General features: G+C 72.1%; 16 protein-coding genes. 10 read left to right on the plus strand and 6 right to left on the minus strand.

Annotated features, from left to right (window positions below; translation table 11 throughout):
- Nucleotides 1-16 precede the first annotated feature (16 nt).
- Genes IO39_RS18645 through IO39_RS18660 form a run of 4 tightly spaced genes read left to right on the plus strand, consistent with a single transcriptional unit; the run spans nt 17 to nt 4,451 of the window.
- Nucleotides 17-1,039: a sugar ABC transporter substrate-binding protein gene (locus IO39_RS18645; RefSeq protein WP_043624461.1), complete on the plus strand. Its 1,023-nt coding sequence runs from the start codon at nt 17-19 to the stop codon at nt 1,037-1,039.
- A complete protein-coding gene (locus IO39_RS18650) occupies nt 1,040-2,521 on the plus strand; it encodes a sugar ABC transporter ATP-binding protein (protein WP_043624464.1) in 1,482 nt (493 codons plus the stop codon). It begins immediately after the preceding gene.
- Nucleotides 2,518-3,507, plus strand: a complete 990-nt coding sequence (locus IO39_RS18655; protein ID WP_245642050.1) for an ABC transporter permease — start codon at nt 2,518-2,520, stop codon at nt 3,505-3,507. The genes IO39_RS18650 and IO39_RS18655 overlap by 4 nt, the downstream gene beginning before the upstream one ends.
- Nucleotides 3,507-4,451 (plus strand): aldo/keto reductase, encoded by a 945-nt coding sequence (locus IO39_RS18660; protein WP_043624468.1) that lies wholly within the window; start codon nt 3,507-3,509, stop codon nt 4,449-4,451. Before IO39_RS18655 ends, IO39_RS18660 begins: the two co-directional genes overlap by 1 nt.
- Nucleotides 4,452-4,687: 236 nt before the next feature.
- Here IO39_RS18660 and IO39_RS18665 read toward each other — a convergent pair whose 3' ends face one another.
- From IO39_RS18665 to IO39_RS18690, 6 genes are all read right to left on the minus strand, one after another.
- On the minus strand, nt 4,688-5,641 hold the full coding sequence (locus tag IO39_RS18665; RefSeq protein ID WP_043624470.1) for a DNA polymerase ligase N-terminal domain-containing protein: 954 nt from the start codon (nt 5,639-5,641) through the stop codon (nt 4,688-4,690).
- A gap of 81 nt (nt 5,642-5,722) precedes the next feature.
- Nucleotides 5,723-6,403, minus strand: coding sequence for a FadR/GntR family transcriptional regulator (locus IO39_RS18670; protein ID WP_043624472.1), 681 nt, complete (start codon nt 6,401-6,403; stop codon nt 5,723-5,725).
- A 25-nt stretch (nt 6,404-6,428) separates the two neighbouring features.
- On the minus strand, nt 6,429-7,451 hold the full coding sequence (locus IO39_RS18675) for an MBL fold metallo-hydrolase (protein WP_052423056.1): 1,023 nt from the start codon (nt 7,449-7,451) through the stop codon (nt 6,429-6,431).
- A 49-nt stretch (nt 7,452-7,500) separates the two neighbouring features.
- Nucleotides 7,501-8,616 carry a steroid 3-ketoacyl-CoA thiolase gene (locus tag IO39_RS18680; RefSeq protein WP_043624474.1) on the minus strand — a complete coding sequence of 372 codons (1,116 nt, stop codon included), beginning with the start codon at nt 8,614-8,616 and terminating at the stop codon, nt 7,501-7,503.
- A gap of 42 nt (nt 8,617-8,658) precedes the next feature.
- A complete protein-coding gene (locus tag IO39_RS18685) occupies nt 8,659-9,657 on the minus strand; it encodes a sigma-70 family RNA polymerase sigma factor (RefSeq protein WP_043624476.1) in 999 nt (332 codons plus the stop codon).
- 500 nt (nt 9,658-10,157) lie between these two features.
- The gene (locus IO39_RS18690) at nt 10,158-10,754 is read right to left on the minus strand and encodes a TetR family transcriptional regulator (protein WP_052423057.1); all 597 of its coding nucleotides are present in this window, start codon (nt 10,752-10,754) and stop codon (nt 10,158-10,160) included.
- Between the two features lie 263 nt (nt 10,755-11,017).
- Between IO39_RS18690 and IO39_RS18695 the strand changes: the two genes are divergently transcribed.
- Genes IO39_RS18695 through IO39_RS18720 form a run of 6 tightly spaced genes read left to right on the plus strand, consistent with a single transcriptional unit; the run spans nt 11,018 to nt 17,345 of the window.
- The gene (locus IO39_RS18695; RefSeq protein WP_043624483.1) at nt 11,018-12,730 is read left to right on the plus strand and encodes an AMP-binding protein; all 1,713 of its coding nucleotides are present in this window, start codon (nt 11,018-11,020) and stop codon (nt 12,728-12,730) included.
- Nucleotides 12,730-13,725: an acyl-CoA dehydrogenase family protein gene (locus IO39_RS18700; RefSeq protein WP_043624486.1), complete on the plus strand. Its 996-nt coding sequence runs from the start codon at nt 12,730-12,732 to the stop codon at nt 13,723-13,725. Before IO39_RS18695 ends, IO39_RS18700 begins: the two co-directional genes overlap by 1 nt.
- Nucleotides 13,725-14,879, plus strand: coding sequence for an acyl-CoA dehydrogenase family protein (locus tag IO39_RS18705; protein WP_043624488.1), 1,155 nt, complete (start codon nt 13,725-13,727; stop codon nt 14,877-14,879). The genes IO39_RS18700 and IO39_RS18705 overlap by 1 nt, the downstream gene beginning before the upstream one ends.
- Nucleotides 14,876-15,811 carry a bifunctional MaoC family dehydratase N-terminal/OB-fold nucleic acid binding domain-containing protein gene (locus tag IO39_RS18710; RefSeq protein ID WP_084773069.1) on the plus strand — a complete coding sequence of 312 codons (936 nt, stop codon included), beginning with the start codon at nt 14,876-14,878 and terminating at the stop codon, nt 15,809-15,811. Before IO39_RS18705 ends, IO39_RS18710 begins: the two co-directional genes overlap by 4 nt.
- A complete protein-coding gene (locus tag IO39_RS18715) occupies nt 15,808-16,185 on the plus strand; it encodes a MaoC/PaaZ C-terminal domain-containing protein (protein WP_052423058.1) in 378 nt (125 codons plus the stop codon). The genes IO39_RS18710 and IO39_RS18715 overlap by 4 nt, the downstream gene beginning before the upstream one ends.
- Entirely contained in the window at nt 16,182-17,345 is a 1,164-nt protein-coding gene (locus tag IO39_RS18720; RefSeq protein WP_043624492.1) for a lipid-transfer protein, read from the plus strand. The genes IO39_RS18715 and IO39_RS18720 overlap by 4 nt, the downstream gene beginning before the upstream one ends.
- Nucleotides 17,346-17,349: the final 4 nt, after the last annotated feature.

The raw sequence follows: 17,349 nt of genomic DNA on the forward strand, positions 1-17,349 counted from the left end.
AGGAAGGTACCCCCCAATGACATTCGGACGGGTGGTCGCGGCAGCGGCCCTCTTGGCGGTCGCGACCGCGTGCGGCTCAGGCACCACGACGGCAGGAGGAGGCGGTGGCGGAAAGGTCGGCATCGACCACCCGCGCGCCGACTCCGACTTCTGGAACTCCTACATCAAATACGTCCCGCAGATGGCCGGCGAGCTCAAGGTGGACCTCATGCCCGCCACGAACTCCCAGAACGACGTGGCCAAGCTGGTCAACAACGTGCAGGCGCTGACCGGCCAGGGCGCCAAGGTCATCGTCATGGCCCCACAGGACACCGGCGCCATCGCCAACACCCTCCAGCAACTGGAGAACAAGAAGATCCCCGTCGTCACCGTCGACACCCGTCCCGACAAGGGCAAGGTCTACATGGTCGTACGCGCCGACAACCGCGCGTACGGCACCAAGGCGTGCGAGTTCCTCGGCGAGAAGCTCGGCGGCAAGGGCAAGGTCGTGCAGCTCCAGGGCGCGCTCAGCTCGATCAACGGCCGTGACAGGTCGGAGGCGTTCCTGGAGTGCATGAAGACGAAGTTCCCCGGCATCACGGTCTTCAGCGAGCCGACCGAGTGGGAGGGCAGCAAGGCCGCGTCCATGCTGCAGACCCGCCTGGAGCAGAACCCCGACGTCAAGGGCATCTACATGCACGCGGGCGGCGTGCACCTGGCGCCGACGTTGCAGGTGCTCAAGCAGAAGGGCCTGCTGGTCCCGCCGGAGGACCCCAAGCACGTCTTCGTGATCTCCAATGACGGCATTCCGCAGGAGTTCGAGGCGATCCGCAAGGGCGACATCGACGCGACGGTCTCGCAACCGGCCGACCTGTACGCCAGGTACGCCCTCTTCTACGCCAAGGCCGCGGCCGACGGCAAGACGTTCAAACCCGGTCCCACCGACCACGACAGCACGATCATCCAGCTGCCGAACGGCCTGGAGGACCAGCTCCCCGCGCCGCTGGTGACCAAGGAGAACGTCGACGACCAGGCCCTCTGGGGCAACCAGGTCAAGTAGATGAGCACGCACGTCGAAGCCACAGGCGTCGTCAAGCGCTTCGGCCCCACCACCGCGCTGAATGGCGCCCGGATCGCGATCGCGGAGGGCGAGACCCACGCCCTGGTCGGCAGGAACGGCGCGGGGAAGTCCACGCTGGTGTCGATCCTCACCGGGCTGCAGCGGCCGGACGAGGGCGAGGTGCGGTTCGCGGGACGGCCCGCGCCCGCGCTGGCCGACCGTGACGCGTGGCGGCGGCTGGTGGCCTGCGTCTACCAGAAGTCCACGATCATCCCGGCGCTCACGGTCGCCGAGAACCTGTTCCTCAACCGCCAGTCGGCCAGGGGCGCCACGATCAACTGGCGGGCGCTGCGGGCCAAGGCGCGCGACCTGCTGGACACCTACGAGGTGGACGTGGACGCGCGGGCGCTGGCCGGGGACCTGAGCGTGGAGCAGCGCCAGCTCGTCGAGATCGCGCGGGCGCTGTCGTTCGGGGCCAGGTTCATCATCCTCGACGAGCCGACCGCCCGGCTGGACGGCCCGGCCATCGAGCGCCTGTTCACGCGCATGCAGTCGCTGCGCGAGCAGGGCGTCACCATGATGTACATCTCCCACCACCTCGACGAGGTCTACGAGATCTGCCAGAGCGTCACGGTCTTCCGCGACGCCCGGCACGTCACCACCAGGCCGGTCGCCGACCTGCCGCACGACGAGCTGGTGGCCGCGATGACCGGCGAGGCCACGGCCGCGTACGAGGCGCGCGAGCACACGCCCGGCGAGCGCGTCGTGCTGCGCGGCGCCGGCCTGTCGCTGGCGGGCCGCTACACCGCCGTGGACCTCACGGTCAGGGAGGGCGAGGTCGTCGGGCTGGCGGGCTCCGCGAGCAGCGGCAAGGTCGGCCTGGCCGAGACCCTGGTCGGGCTGCGCAGGCCCGACACCGGCCACGTGGAGGTCAACGGCGTGCGGGTGAGGCCCGGCGACGTGCCCGCGGCGCTGCGGGCCGGGCTCGGGTTCGTGCCCGAGGACCGCCACCACGAGGGCTTCGTCCCGCTGCTGTCGGTGGGGGAGAACGCCACGTTCCCCATCGCCCGCAAGCTGGGCCGCTACGGGGTGGTCTCCCCGGCCCGGCGGCGCGCCAAGGCCGGCGAGCTGATCGCGGCCCTGGACATCAAGACGGAGGGTCCCGACCAGCCCGTCGGTGACCTGTCCGGGGGCAACGCGCAGAAGGTGGTCTTCGCCCGCGCGCTCGTGGACGACCCGACCGTGCTGGTGGTGATCAACCCGACCGCCGGGGTCGACGTCAAGGCCAAGCAGGCGCTGCTCGGCGCCGTCGAGGACGCGGTCGAGCGCGGCGCGGGGGCCGTGGTGGTCTCCGACGAGCTGGACGACCTGCGCATTTGTGACCGGGTGCTGGTGATGTTCCACGGCAGGGTCGTCAAGGACGTGCCGCGGGGCTGGACCGACCACGAGCTCGTGGCCGTGATGGAAGGCATGGAAGAGTGACCACATTGACTGCGCCGGCCCCCCGGGTGCGGCTGGCCAGGTTCCGCGACCTGACCCTGGTGCCGGTGATCGTGCTGCTGCTCGTCGTCGGCGCGATCCTCGACCCGACGTTCCTGACGGCGGGCAACCTGACGAACGTGCTCCAGCAGCAGTCGGCGATCTCGCTGCTGGTGCTGGCCGAGGCGATGATCCTGATCGCCGGCAAGTTCGACCTGTCGCTGGAGTCCACGGTCGGCACCGCGCCCGCGATCGCGGTGATGCTGGTCGTGCCCGCGGCGGCGGGCGGCTTCGGCATCGGGCTGCCGGGGGCGCTGGTGATCCCGCTGGCCCTGCTCATCGGGGCGGCGATCGGGGCGTTCAACGGCTTCCTGATCATCAGGTTCCAGCTGTCGGCGTTCATCGTCACGCTGGCCATGCTGATCATCGTGCACGGCTTCCTCCAGGGACCCACCGAGGGCAAGACGCTCTTCGAGCTCCCCGACTCGATCCTCTACCTGGGCAGCGCCATCTGGCTCGGCCTGCCCGCGGCGATCTGGATCGCCGGGGCGCTGTTCGCGGCGGGCATCTTCGGCCTCGGCTACCTGCGGCTCGGCCGCTCCCTGTACGCGATCGGCGGCAACATCGACGCGGCCCGCGCCGCCGGCATCCGGGTGGACCGCATCCTGTACGGCGCGTTCATCCTGGGCGGCACGCTGGCCGCGCTGGCCGGCATCCTGGAGACCGGCCGCCTCGGCGCGATCGGCAACAACCAGGGAGTCGGCTGGATCTTCATGGTGTTCGCCGCGGCCGTGATCGGCGGTGTCAGCATGGACGGCGGGAAGGGCACGATCCTCGGCGCGCTCACCGGCGTGCTGGTGATCGGCCTCGTGCAGAACATCCTCACCCTCATCGGCGTCTCAGGCTTCTGGCAGCCGGTCATCTACGGCTCGATCATCCTCATCGCCCTGATGATCAGCCGGATCGCCGGCGGAAAGGCACAGGATTGATGGACCGGCCGACCCCTCTCGACCTGCCCCGTCACGGCTTCGGCGGCGCCCCGATCGGCAACCTCTACGACGAGGTGGCCGAGGAGCAGGCCCGCGCCACGGTGGACGCCGCCTGGGAGAGCGGGGTTCGCCTGTACGACACCGCCCCCCACTACGGCCTGGGCCTGTCGGAGCGCCGCCTGGGCGCGGCGCTGCGCGACCGCACGGGCTACGTCCTGTCCACGAAGGTCGGCCGCCTGCTGCGGCCCAGGGCGTCGGGGAACGGTCGCGACGACGACGTCTTCGAGGTGGCGGGCGACCTGGAGCGGGTGTGGGACTTCTCGGGCGACGGCGTGCGCGCGTCCCTGGAGGAGTCCCTGGCACGCCTCGGCCTGCCGGCCGTGGACATCGCGCTCATCCACGACCCCGACGACCACGTGGAGCAGGCGATCGCGGAGGCGTACCCGGCGCTGGCCGAGCTGCGCGCCGAGGGGCGGGTGCGCGCGATCGGCGTCGGGATGAACCAGTGGCAGGCGCCGCTGCGCTTCGTCAGGGAGACCGGCATCGACGTCGTCATGCTCGCGGGCCGCTACACCCTGCTCGACCAGTCGGGCCGCTCCTTCCTCGACGAATGCGCCGAGCGGGGCGTCCGGGTGCTGGCGGCCGGGGTGTTCAACAGCGGCATCCTGGCCACGCACGAGCCGTCGGGCACCTACGACTACCAGCCGGCGCCGGCGGAGCTGCTGGACCGCGCGGCCCGCATCGCCCGCCTCTGCGAGCGCCACGGCGTCACCCTGCCGCACGCCGCCATGGCCTTCCCCCTGCGCCATCCGGCCGTCGCCACGATCGTCCTGGGCGCGCGCACCCCGGAGGAGGTCACCAGGAACGCCACCCTGTGCTCCCGGCCGGTGCCGGATACTCTCTGGGAGGACCTGACATCACAGGGCCTGCTCCCGGTGCCGTAGCCCCAGCAGGACACGCGTCCGTGGCGCGATGGTCGCCGGGGTCGTGACCACATGGCCGCTGGGGTCATGACCACATGGCCGCCGGGGTCGTGACCACATGGTCGCCGGGTGCGTGGCCAATCAGTCGCTGGGGGCCATGACCAATGGGCCGCCGATCTTATGGCTGTTCGGTCGTGGGGGCGTGAGGGCTGGGTGGTGGGTGCGCGCTCTGCCGGACGCGTCGGCCGGCGGGGTGGTCAGGAGGGGATGAAGAGCCAGGACTTGGAGGGGCCGGGTTCGTACGGGGAGTCGAGGCGTTTGGCGACCACCCCCGGCAGGCCCTGCTCGCGCGCCGCCTGCCGCACCGGCCCCGCCTCGCCGGGCCACGACGGGGCCGTCTGCCAGCGGGCGCCCGTCAGCTCCAGTGCCTCCAGGGCCGCCCGCCGCGCCTCGTACGGCTCGCCGAGCAGGGACCGGCCGTCGTCGTAGAGCAGGTCGTAGAAGATGAGCAGCTCCGCGCCGCCGAGCCTGGCCACCTCCCCGTCCAGCACGGCCGTGCGGCTGCCGAACGACTCCGCCAGCTCGCGCAGCCACGGGTGCTCGCGGGCCGCCTCGGTACGGCCGCCGTCGATGGGGACCAGCAGCCGGCGCCCGCCCCAGGCGAACTCGAAGGCGTAGGCCGGGGCGTCCCTCGGCGGCCGGGCGCGCTCGGTGGGGAGCATGGGCCGCACGGACGGGAACGGCTCGCGGACGGCCGCGCCCATGCGGTGGATCATCCAGTTCTTGCCGCGCGTCCGGAACAGCACGAACCGCCCCGAGGAGCGCGCGCCGTGCAGGACGAACTTGACCTCGCGCTCCGACCACTTCTCCACGTCGTACGTGCCGGTGTCCCAGACGGTCATGGTGCCGCCGCCGTACTCGCCCCTGGGGATCTCGCCGTGGAAGGTGAGGTACTCCATCGGATGGTCCTCGGTGCGCACGGCCAGGTGGTTGGTGCCGGGGTCGGCGGGCAGGCCCTTGGGGACGGCCCAGGAGACGAGCACGCCGTCGCGTTCGAGGCGCAGGTCCCAGTGCAGCGACCGGGCGTGGTGCTCCTGGATGACGAACGCGTTGCCGCCGGTGGAGGGGGCGGGGACGGGGGTGTCGGGGACGGGCTCGGGGGTGCGGTTCGGGTCGCGCTTGCTCCGGTATTTCTCCAGTTTGTCGGGCACATGACCCGTACTACCCGCTGCCGCCGCCCCTGATCGCCGCCTCCGGGGGTGTGCCGGAAGTCCTCCGACCTGTCAGGGCGATCAGTCCAGCTCCAGCGCCTTGCGCAGCCACGACTCCACGCCCGCGACGTGCACGGTCGCCCAGGCGCGGGCGACGTCGGGCTGGCGGGCGGCGATGGCCTCGTAGATCGCGGTGTGCTGCTCGCGCGTCTTCTCCATCGCCCCCGCCTGCGTCAGGCCGCGCCAGATCCTGGCCCGGGTGGTCGGGCCGGACAGGCTCTCGATGAACGAGCACAGCACGCTGTTGCCCGAGCCCTGCGCGATCCGCAGGTGGAACTTCAGGTCGTTGGCGACCAGCTCCTCGATCGTCGGCTGCTCGGGCAGCGACTCCAGGATCACCCGCAGGTCCTCGACGTCGGCGTCGCTCATCTGCTCGGTGGCCATCGCGGTGGCGGCCGGCTCCAGGATCCTGCGCACCTCGAAGAACTGGATCACCGTGTCGTCGCGGTGCAGGTCGAGCACGAAGGACATGGTGTCGAGCAGCAGGCGCGGCTCCAGGCTGGTGACGTAGGTGCCGTCGCCCTGCCGCACGTCGAGCACGTTGATCAGCGACAACGCGCGCACGGCCTCGCGCAGCGAGTTGCGCGACAGCCCCAGCCGCTCGGCGAGGTCGGCCTCCTTGGGCAGCCGGTCGCCGGGGGCGAGCTCGCCGGAGAGGATCATCTGCTTGATCTTGTTGATGGCCGCGTCGGTGACCGCCACACTCTTCTCCCTAGACATCGGATGTCTAGGAGTCTAGAGCGTGGAAGCGGACCGGATCGACAGCCGCCAGGCGGCGCACCTGTCCCCGGGCCTCCAGGGCGCGCAGGTGGGCCGCCGCCTCGCCGGCCGCCATGCCTCTCAGCATGGGCGACAGCTCCTCCCACGGCCTGTTCCACGTCATCATCGCGGCGACCTCCCAGATGGTCAGCGGCCGCGGCCGCCGGGACAGGAGGGCGCGCAGCCGTTCGAGCTTCTCCTCGTGATGGTGGCGGATCTCGGCCGCGCGTGCCGCCACATCAGGAAATATCCACTCATGGGCGGGGAGGGCGTCCAGCGGGCCCAGGCCGCTCACGCGGTCCAGCGACTCCAGGAAGTCGCCCAGCGGATCGACGTCGTCGCGGTCGTAGGGATAGATCCCGATGTGCGGGGTGATCCCGGGCAGGACGTGGTCGCCGGTGAACAGCCGGTCGGCGTCCTCCAGGTGCAGGCAGATGTGCCCCGGCGTGTGCCCGGGGGTGTGCACGGCGCGCAGCTTGCGGCCCGGCAGGTCCACCAGGTCGCCGTCACGCAGCTCCCGGTCGGGCGGCGCGGGCGGGTCGGGCCGGGCGCCCATCGCCTGCCCGGCCTCGGCGGGGTCGGCGCCCGCCCGCCTGAGCATGTCGGCCTGGAAGTCGTCGTGGGCCTCGGCGGCGTACTCGGCCATGAGCCTGACCAGCGCCGCGTCGTGCTCGTGCATGGCGATCCAGGCGCCGGACGCCTCCTTGACGCGCCCGGCCAGGCCGGCGTGGTCGGGATGGAAATGGGTGACGACCACCCCGCGCACCGCGCTCACGTCGAGCCCGAGCGCCGCGAGGCCGCCGCTGAGCGCCTGCCACGCGTCGGGGTGGTTCCAGCCGGCGTCGACCAGGACGGGGCCTGCCGGGGACTCGACGGCGTAGACCAGCGTGTAGCCCAGCGGGTTGCCCGGTATCGGCACCGGCACGCTGCACACCCCGCCGCCGAGTTCCTGCGGCCGCTGCTCCGCGTACGGCCTGCGCCTGGTCTTCATACGGCCCCCCGAAGTGTTCTGATGGCGAAGACGGCGACCGGCTACCCGGTCAGCCGACGCGTTCGAGAATCGTCGCCGTGGCCAGCGCGCCGCCCGCGCACATCGTGACCAGCGCGGTGGCCGAGTCCGACCGTTCCAGCTCGTGCAGCGCGGTGGTGATCAGCCGCGCCCCCGTGGCGCCCACGGGATGGCCGAGCGCGATCGCCCCGCCGTTGACGTTGACCCGGTCGAGGTCCGGCTCGTGCACGCTCGCCCAGGACAGCACGACCGAGGCGAACGCCTCGTTGACCTCGAACCTGTCGAGATCGCCGATCGTCATCCCGGCCGTCTCCAGCACGCGGGCGGTGGCGTCGACGGGCCCGTCCAGGTGGTAGTACGGCTCGGCCCCGACCAGCGCCTGCGCCAGGATCCTGGCCCGGGGGCGCAGCCCGTGCCGCCGCGCCGCCTCCTCGCTCATGACCAGCACCGCCGCCGCGCCGTCGGAGATCTGCGAGGAGGTGCCGGCGGTGTGCAGCCCGCCCTCCACCACCGGCTTCAGCCGGGCCAGGCCCTCGGCGGTGGTCTCGCGCAACCCCTGGTCCCTGCGCACGTCGCCGACGGGGATGATCTCCCGCTCGAACCGCCCGTCCGCCCACGCCTTGCCGGCCAGTTGCTGCGAACGCGCGCCGAACCAGTCGAGCCGCTCGCGGGTCAGCCCGCGCCGCCGCGCGATCCGCTCGGCGGCGGTGAACTGGTCGGGCAGGTCGATGCTCCAGTCGTCGGGCCGGGGGCTGGCCGGCAGCACGTTGCTGCCCAGCGGCGCGCGGCTCATGACCTCGACGCCGCAGCCGATGCCGGTCTCGATCGCGCCCGCGGCGATCATCGCCGCCGCCAGGTGCACCGCCTGCTGCGAGGAGCCGCACTGGGCGTCGATCGTGGTGACGCCGGTCCGGTGGGGCAGCCCGGCGTAGAGCCACGCGTAGCGGCCGACGTGGCCGCCCTGCTCGCCGGCCTGGGTGACGCAGCCGGCGAAGACCTGCTCGACGAGCCCGGGATCGAGGCCGGCCCGCTCGACGAGGCCGTTCAGCGCCGTGGCCAGAACCTGTTGCGGCTTCAGCCCGGACAGCCAGCCCGCGCGCTTGCCGATGGGAGTGCGTACGGCCTCGACGATCACCGGTGTGCCCATAGCCGCCTCCAGAACGACGCTCTGGCGCGACTGTAACGCGTTCTACTTTGTTTCGGAACCCTCCCACTTCGCCGGCAGCTCGAACGCCTCGAACAGCGACTCCTCGAAGAACATCGCGACGTGGCCGATCCGGTCGCCGGAGAAGGCCAGCACCGCGATGGCGAACTGTGTGTAGACGTCGCCCCGGCGGAAGTAGAGCGCGAAGGCCGGCTGCCCGTTGGCCGCGATCGGCACCAGCTTGAGATCGCCCGGGGCCTTGGCGGGGCAGTGGATCTTGGTGAGGTCGACGATCGTCTGCGGGCCTTGGTACCAGCCCGTGTAGGGCGGCATCTCCCAGATCGCGTCCTCGGTGAACAACTCGACCAGGCTGTCGATGTCGTAGTTCTCGAACGCCGCGACGTACTGGTCGAGCTGGGCGCGCTGCTCGGCCGACAGCGGTTCCACCGGGTCGTCGAGACTCGGCGCGACCTCGTCGAGCTGGGCCCTGGCCCGCTGCAGGGCGCTGTTGACCGCGGCGGTGGAGGTGCCGACGGCCTCGGCCACCTCGGCGGCCTTCCACCTGAGCACGTCACGCAGGATCAGCACCGCGCGCTGCCGGGGCGGCAGGTGCTGCAGCGCGGCGATCAGCGCGAGCCGGATGCTCTCCCGCGAGGTCACGATCGCGGCCGGGTCGTCGCCGCCCGCGCCGCCTGCGCCGACCTTCGCGTCGGGCATCGGCTCCAGCCACGGCACCTCGGCGTCGAGCGCCAGCGGCGCGGTCGCCTCCAGGCTCGGCGCGCCCAGCCCGGTCGGCAGCGGGCGCTTGCCGCGGCTCTCCAGCGCGGTCAGGCAGGTGGTGGTGGCGATGCGGTAGAGCCAGGTGCGCAGCGAGGAGCGCCCCTCGAAGTTGTCATAGGCCCGCCAGGCGCGCAGATAGGTCTCCTGCACCTGGTCCTCGGCGTCGTGCACCGAGCCCATCATGCGGTAGCAGTGCGCCAGCAGCTCGCGGCGCATCGGATCAGCCAGCCGGAGGAAATCCTCGTTCGTCGGCTTGTCGGTCATGCCTCCTGTATAGCCGCACGCACCGACAGAACCGCAAAACCTTTACCTCGGCCCTTTTCCGCCGTCGCCGCGTCCCTTTCCCCCCGTTGCCGCGTCTCTGTCCCGCCGTCGCCGCGTCTCTGTCCCGCCGTCGTCACGTCTGTGTTCCTCCTTCCTGTACGGCTTCGCCACCTTGCCCGCCACCCGCCGCACTCCGGCTGAGGACCTTCCAGGAACACGCCCGCTGACCCTTCAGTGGTCGCCCGCCGCAACGCGCGCACTGTGGGCCGTCCGCGTGGCCGAGCGCTTCCCGACGGGGGACCGGCACCGCATACGCAGGAAGGGGCCGGCCTCAGTGAGAAGGACCAAACGGCCGGCGGGAGGGGCGGAAGACCGGGCGCCGGCGTGAGGAGCGGGCAGGAGGGGCGGGGGCGAAGAAGGCGGGAGGAATCAGATGTCGGAGAGGAGGCGGGAGAGGTCAGACGTCCTGGCCACCCCTGTCGGAGAGGAGGCGGGAGAGGTCAGATGTCGGAGAGGAGGCGGGTGGCGGCGGTTTCGATGCGGCGCTGGATCTGGTCGTAGGTGCGCCGCCCGCGCAGCATCTCCAGCAGTTCCTGGACCCACACGCTGGCCAGCGACCCGGCCAGGTCGAGCTGCTCCTCCGTGGCCTCCTCCAGCGTCAGCCCGCCCGCCGAGACGCGCAGCAGCAGCCCGGTGATGCGGTCGCCGAACGGGGTCTGGACCTCGGCCAGGATCAGCGACCTGATGAGCGCGTCGGCCAGCTCGGGCTCGCGCATGAGACCGCGGGTGGCCCGCATGAGCACGTCGACCGCGCGGCTGGCCGGGGTGGCGGCCCCGGGCGGCCGGCGCTCGATGCTGCTCTCCAGCAGGTCGATCTCCTCGCCGACCACGGCCACGACGAGGTCCATCTTGGAGGGAAAGTAGCGGTAGAGCGTGCCAAGCGCCACGCCCGCGCGCTCGGCCACCGTGCGCATCTGCATGGCCTCGACCCCGCCGCGCGAGGCCAGCGCCGCGGCGGCCTGGACGATGCGCTTGCGGCGTTGGTGCTGGCTGCGCGTACGGACGCTGTGCCCGCCCGGCGCGGGGTGGCTTTCCATGGTCCCCTCGGTTTCGCTGGGGGGCGATGCGATCGACGCCTGCGTGGTACGCATGAGAACACGTTATCTGATTTCTCGATAACGCGGCTTGTTACTCGCGAGTCACAAACCGGCCGTAAAGCCCCATGTCCAGGGCGTTACGCCGGTATATCCCCACATATCGGCACGATGACCGGCTGGACAATTATTAGAATCTGTTCTAGTTTGCGATTCGGTTTACCTAGCGCTTGCTGCACCTGATCCCCGCGCACGTTGGAGGAGCGATGACCGCCGACACGCTCGCCTCCCTGCTGCTCGACCGGGCAGGCGACGACCGGCCCGGGATCATGTTCGAGGACCGGACCTGGTCGTGGCGCGAGCACGTCGCCGCCTGCCGGGCCGCCGGGGCCTGGCTGTCGGGGCGCGGGCCGGGCACCCACGTCGGGGTGCTCAGCGAGAACGTTCCCGAGCTGCTCCTGCTCATCGGCGGCGCCGCCCTGGCCGGTCACGTGGTCGTCGCGCTGAACCCGACACGGTCGGTCGAGGAGCTGGTGCGGGACGCCCGGGCGACGGACGTGGCCCTCGTCCTGGCCGACGGTCCCTACCTGAACCTCGGGCGGGAGGTGGCCGGGTCCCTGAACGTCCCGGCGCTGCCCCTCACCGAATCCCTGCCCCCCGATCCACCGCCGCCGGCTGAGGTCGCCACGGGGGAGGTCGCCACGGGAGAGGCCGCCACGGGAGAGGCCGCCACGGGGGAGCGCGTCGCGGGGAAGGAGGGCGCGGGTGTTGGTGGCGTGGGGGCGGAGAGGGTCGCCGAGCCGGGTGGGCTGGTGATGCTGATCTTCACGTCCGGCACGTCCGGCAGGCCCCGCGCCGTCCGGATCACGCAGCGCAAGCTGGCCGTGCCCGGCGTGAGCCTGGCGGCGCTGCTCACCCCCGAGGACGTCGTCCACTGCTCGATGCCGCTGTTCCACTCCGGCGCCCTCATGGCCGCCTACGCCCCGGCCGTGGCCTCGGGGGCGGCGCTGGTGCTGCGGCGGCGCTTCTCGGCCTCGGGCCTGCTGCCCGACGTGAGACGGTACGGCTGCACGTACCTCCACTACGTCGGCAAGGCGCTCTCCTACGTCCTGGCCACCCCCGAGCGCCCGGACGACGCCGCCAACCCGCTGCGGATCGCCTTCGGGAACGAGGGCGGCGCGGTGGCCACGAAGAGGTTCGGGGAGCGGTTCGGCTGCCTGGTCATCGACGCCTTCGGCTCGACGGAGACCGCGATCTCGCTCACGCCCGACCCCTCGGGCCCGCCCGGCTGCCTGGGCCGCCTGCCGGAGGGCGTGCACATCCTCGACCCCTCGACCGGCAGGCCGTGCCCGCCGGCCCGGATCGAGGACGGCCGCCTGCTCAACCCGGACGAGGCCGTCGGCGAGCTGGTCAACACGGCCGGGCTCGGACTGTTCGAGGGCTACTACAACGACCCGGACGCCGACGCCGAGCGGGTCAGGAACGGCGCGTTCTGGTCCGGCGACCTGGCGTACAGGGACGCCGCCGGTCACGTCTTCTTCGCCGGCCGGGGCACCGAGCGGCTGCGCGTCGACGGCGAGAACCTGGCGGTGGCGCCCATCGAGGCGGCGTTGCGGGAGTTCGGCGGGGTGGTGGAGGCGGCGGTGTACCCGGTGCCCGATCCGGCGGCCGGCGATCGGGTCATGGCGGCGCTGGTGCTGGAGGGGGGCTTCGACGCGGCGGCCTTCGCGGGGTTCCTGGCCGGCCGCCGCGATCTGGGCGCCAAGTCCTTACCCCGCTATATCCGCCTTTGTCGGGAGTTGCCCATGACGCCCTCGCACAAGGTCATCAAGCGCGGGCTCGCCCGCCAGGCGTGGCGCACCGCCGACCCGGTCTGGTGGCGCGCCCCCGACGGGTTCCGCCTCCTGACCGAGGAGGACGTGAAGGGCATCGAGGAGGAGTTCGTACGGCACGGCAGGCAACACCTCTTGGAGACGTAGTGGACTTCAACCTGAACGAGATCCAGCAGGATCTGAAGAAGCTGGCCGCCGAGGTCCTCGCCAGGGAAGGCGGGGAGGAGCGGTTGTGGCAGGCCGGGCTGATGGGCGTGTGCGTGCCGGAGGAGGCGGGCGGCGCCGGGCTCGGGCCGGTGGAGCTGGCCGTGGTGCTGCGCGAGGTGGGCGCCCGGGCGGCCATGGTGCCCGCGCTGCCGACGCTGGCGGCCACGCTGATCCTGGCCCGCCACGGCACCCCGGAGCAGCAGCGGCGCGTCGCCGGCCGCCTCACGCTCGCCCTGCGCGAGCCCGGCCGTGACCTCGCCGACCCGCCCACCACCACGGCCCGCCCGCCCTCGCCCGCGGCGCAGGCCGCCCAAGAGGCGTGGCGGGTGAGCGGGCGGAAGGTGTCGGTGCCGTATCCGGGGCCGGAGACGCTGGTCACCGCGGACGAGGGGCTGTTCCTGGTGGCGTCGCCGGTCATGACGGCCGAGTTCACCTCGACGGGGGAGCCGGCCGCCACGGTCGTGCTCGACGACACGCCCGCCGAACGCGTGGCGGGCCCCGAGGCGGTCGCCGACGCGCGGCAGGTCTTCACGGCGGCGGTCGCGGCCCAGGCCAGTGGCGTGCTGGCCGGGGCGCTGGAGCTGACCACCGCGCACATCAGGCAGCGGCGGCAGTTCGGGCGGGCGCTGGCCGAGTTCCAGGCGGTGACGATGCAGATCGCCGACGTCTACATCGCCGGCCGGGCGCTGGACGTGGCCATGTGGTCGGGGGCCTGGCGGCTGGGCGAGGGGCTGCCGGCCGAGCAGGACCTGGCGCTGGCGGCGTACCACGCGGGTGAGGCGCTCAAGGCGCTGCACACCTGCCAGCACCTGCACGGCGGGCTCGGGCTCGACGTGACCTACCCGCTGCACCGCTACTTCGCCCAGGCCAAGCACCTGTCCCACCTGCTCGGCGGCGCCGACGCCCAGCTCGACCTGATCGGAGCGCGTCTCTGATGCTCATCGACCTGACCCCGGAGCAGCGCAGGCTCCGGGACGAACTGCGCGAGTACTTCGGGAGCTGCCTGTCGGCCGCCGATCGCGCCAAGATCGCCGAGGACCCGTTCGGCGAGGCGTACATGGAGCACTGCCGCCGCCTCGGACGGGACGGCAAGCTGGGGCTCGGCTGGCCCAAGGAGTACGGCGGAGGCGGCTACGGCCCCCTGGAGCAGCAGATCTTCGCCAACGAGATCGCCCGCGCCGGAGTGCCGTACCCCATCATCACGGTGCAGACCGTCGGGCCGACGCTCATGCAGTACGGCACCGAGGAGCAGAAGAAGGCGTTCCTGCCGCGCATCCTGGCCGGCGAGTGCCACTTCGCGATCGGCTACAGCGAGCCGGAGGCGGGCACCGACCTGGCCTCGCTGCGCACCACGGCGGTGCTCGACGGTGATCACTACGTCGTCAACGGCCAGAAGATCTTCACCAGCGGGGCCCACTACGCGCAGCACATCTGGCTGGCCGCGCGGACGAACCCCGAGGCCAGGAAGCACAAGGGCATCACCATGATGATCGTCGACACCGACGACCCCGGCTTCTCCTGGACCCCGATCGTCACCATGGACGGCCGCCACCACACCAACGCCACCTACTACTCCGACGTGCGCGTGCCGGTGAACAGGGTGGTCGGCGAGGTGGACCGGGGCTGGGACCTGATCGTCAACCAGCTCAACCACGAACGCGTCACGCTCGGCCCGGCGGGCAACCTGGGCCAGACCTACGACCGGTTCCACGCCTGGGCCACCCGCACGGGGCTGGACGCCGAGCCCGACGTGCGGCGGGCGCTGGCGCGGGTGTGGGCGGCCTTCCGGACGAACGAGCTGCTCAACTGGCAGGTGGCCGCCAACATGGACCTCGGCTGGCTGGGCGCGCCCGACGCCTCCGCCACCAAGATCTACGGCTCCGAGCGCATGCAGGAGGCCGGCAGGATCGTGGGGGACGTCCTGGCCAGGTACGGCGACCCGTCCGACCCTGAGACGGCCGAGTTCGTCGAGCGGCTGGACCACGGGGTGAAGGGGGCGGTCGTGCTGACGTTCGGCGGCGGGGTGAACGAGGTGCAGCGCGAGCTGATCGCCATGCTCGGCCTGAACCTGCCGAGGCCGCCGCGATGACCGGGAGCGCGAAGAACGCCGACGAGGAGCTGCGCGAGCTGGCGGCCAAGCAGGTGGCGCTGGGCGAGGTGCGCGGCGCTCCGGCCGCCGACCCCGTGAACGTCCCCATGATCAGGCACTGGCTGGCCGCCATGGGCGACGAGAACCCGGTCTATCTCGAACAGGGCCTGGCCCCGCCCACGATGGCCCAGGTGTGGACGATGCCGGGGCTGAGCCGGGGGCCGAAGGAGCGCTCGCCGGTGGACGACATGATGACCGCGCTCAACGGGCACGGCTACACGGGCGTGGTGGCCACGAACTGCGAGCAGACCTACCACCGGTACGTACGCGTCGGGGAGCTGCTCACCCCCGCCACCAGGTTCTCCGGCCTGGCGGGCCCGAAGCGGACGGCTCTCGGCGTCGGCTACTTCGCCACGTGGCACATCACCTGGTACAGCGGGGACGACGAGCCGGTCGCCGAGATGATGTTCCGTGTCCTGAAATTTCGCCCACCACAAAAGACAGAGCCGCAGGAGCAGGCGGCGGAGCTGCCGCCGTACCCCCTGCAGCCCGCCGTCAACCAGGACACCGCGTTCTTCTGGGACGGCGCCGGCCAGGGCGAGCTGCGCATCCAGTCCTGCGCCGACTGCGGCGAGCTGCGCCACCCGCCCGGCCCGCTCTGCCCCCGCTGCCGCTCGGCCGAGCGCACCCACCGGGTCGCGAGCGGCACGGGCACCCTGTTCAGCTACGTCGTGCACCACCACCCGCCCGTGCCGGGGCGGGAGACGCCGTTCGTGGTGGGGGTGGTGGAACTGCCGGAAGGCGTACGGATCGTGGGCAACGTCGTGGACTGCCCCATCGAGGAAGTGAGGATCGGCATGCCGCTGCGCGTGACCTACCGCCGGATGGACGACCGGCTCGTGCTGCCCATGTGGGCCCCGGAGGGGCGATGATCGGCGCCGCGCTGCCCGAGCTGTCCATCGACCTCACGCCCACCCTGGTCATCTCCACGGCCCTGGCCACCATGGACCACACCCCCGTGCACCACGACACCGCGCTCGCCCGCGCCCAGGGCTCCAAGGACATCTTCCTCAACATCCTGACCACGATGGGCCTGGTCGAGCGCTACGTCACCGACTGGGCGGGCCCCCGCGCCGTCATCAGGGGCATCGACGTCAGGCTCGGCGTGCCCGCGTACGCGGGCGACCGCCTCACCTTCAGCGGCACCGTCGTGTCCGACGCCGGCGACCTGCTCAAGGTCGAGGTGCGCGGCAGGGTGAGCCTGGGCGACCACGCCACCGGCACCGTCACGCTGGAGGGCCGATGAAGGGGAAGACGGCGGTCGCGGGCATCGGGGCCACCGAGTTCAGCAAGCGGTCGGGCCGCTCGGAGCTGCGGCTGGCGGCCGAGGCCGTGCTGGCGGCGCTGGACGACGCGGGCCTGTCGCCCGCCGACGTGGACGGCCTGGTCACCTACACCCAGGACACCAACCAGGAGATCGCCGTGGCCAGGGAGACCGGCATCGGCGAGCTGACCTTCTTCTCCCGCGTCGAGTACGGCGGCGGCGCGGCCTGCGGCACCGTCGCGCACGCCGCCATGGCCGTGGCCACCGGCGCGGCCCGCACGGTCGTCTGCTACCGGGCCTTCAACGAGCGTTCCGGCCACCGCTTCGGCCGGCCGAACGCGGACCTGACCGGCCGGCCCACCTCCCAGGGCCTGGAGATGAGCTGGCACGTGCCGTACGGGCTGATGACGCCGGCCGCCTGGGTGGCCATGTTCGCCCGCCGCTACATGCATGTCCACGGCGCGACCTCCGAGGACTTCGGCCGGGTGGCGGTGGCGATGCGCAGGCACGCGGCCACCAACCCGGCCGCCTGGTTCCACGGCCGGCCCATCACGCTGGCGGAGCACCAGGCGTCCCGGTGGATCGTGGAGCCGCTGCACCTGCTCGACTGCTGCCAGGAGAGCGACGGCGCGGTGGCCCTGGTCGTGACCTCCGCCGAACGCGCCCGCGACCTGCGCCGGTCCCCGGCGCTGATCTCCGCAGCGGCCCAGGGCGCCGGGGCCGGGCAGATGATGATGACCAGCTACTACCGCGACGACCTGACCGGCCTGCCGGAGATGTCCGTCGTCGGCCGCCGGCTCTGGGAGCTCTCCGGCCTCACGCCCGCGGACATCCAGACGGCCATCCTGTACGACCACTTCACCCCGTTCGTCCTGACCCAGCTCGAAGAGCTCGGCTTCTGCGGGCGCGGCGAGGCTCCGGGCTTCCTCGCGGACGGGGGCATCGAGCTGGACGGCCGCCTTCCGGTCAACCCGCACGGGGGGCAGCTCGGGGAGGCGTACATCCACGGCATGAACGGCATCGCCGAGGCCGTCCGCCAGATCAGGGGCACCGCCGCCAACCAGCTCCCCGGCGTCGAGAACGTCCTCGTGACGGCCGGAACCGGCGTGCCCACCAGCGGCCTGATCCTGTCGGCGAGCTGACGCC

This window comes from Nonomuraea candida, from assembly GCF_000725485.1.
Taxonomy (GTDB): Bacteria; Actinomycetota; Actinomycetes; order Streptosporangiales; family Streptosporangiaceae; genus Nonomuraea; species Nonomuraea candida.

What these genes read in the sequence shown, in the direction of transcription:
- IO39_RS18695 (WP_043624483.1), top strand. Translation starts at nt 11,018, where the DNA reads ATGACCGCCGACACGCTCGCCTCCCTGCTGCTCGACCGGGCAGGCGAC.
- IO39_RS18710 (WP_084773069.1), top strand. Translation starts at nt 14,876, where the DNA reads ATGACCGGGAGCGCGAAGAACGCCGACGAGGAGCTGCGCGAGCTGGCG.
- IO39_RS18690 (WP_052423057.1), bottom strand. Translation starts at nt 10,754, where the DNA reads ATGGAAAGCCACCCCGCGCCGGGCGGGCACAGCGTCCGTACGCGCAGC.
- IO39_RS18675 (WP_052423056.1), bottom strand. Translation starts at nt 7,451, where the DNA reads ATGAAGACCAGGCGCAGGCCGTACGCGGAGCAGCGGCCGCAGGAACTC.
- IO39_RS18715 (WP_052423058.1), top strand. Translation starts at nt 15,808, where the DNA reads ATGATCGGCGCCGCGCTGCCCGAGCTGTCCATCGACCTCACGCCCACC.
- IO39_RS18680 (WP_043624474.1), bottom strand. Translation starts at nt 8,616, where the DNA reads ATGGGCACACCGGTGATCGTCGAGGCCGTACGCACTCCCATCGGCAAG.
- IO39_RS18705 (WP_043624488.1), top strand. Translation starts at nt 13,725, where the DNA reads ATGCTCATCGACCTGACCCCGGAGCAGCGCAGGCTCCGGGACGAACTG.
- IO39_RS18650 (WP_043624464.1), top strand. Translation starts at nt 1,040, where the DNA reads ATGAGCACGCACGTCGAAGCCACAGGCGTCGTCAAGCGCTTCGGCCCC.
- IO39_RS18645 (WP_043624461.1), top strand. Translation starts at nt 17, where the DNA reads ATGACATTCGGACGGGTGGTCGCGGCAGCGGCCCTCTTGGCGGTCGCG.
- IO39_RS18660 (WP_043624468.1), top strand. Translation starts at nt 3,507, where the DNA reads ATGGACCGGCCGACCCCTCTCGACCTGCCCCGTCACGGCTTCGGCGGC.
- IO39_RS18685 (WP_043624476.1), bottom strand. Translation starts at nt 9,657, where the DNA reads ATGACCGACAAGCCGACGAACGAGGATTTCCTCCGGCTGGCTGATCCG.
- IO39_RS18720 (WP_043624492.1), top strand. Translation starts at nt 16,182, where the DNA reads ATGAAGGGGAAGACGGCGGTCGCGGGCATCGGGGCCACCGAGTTCAGC.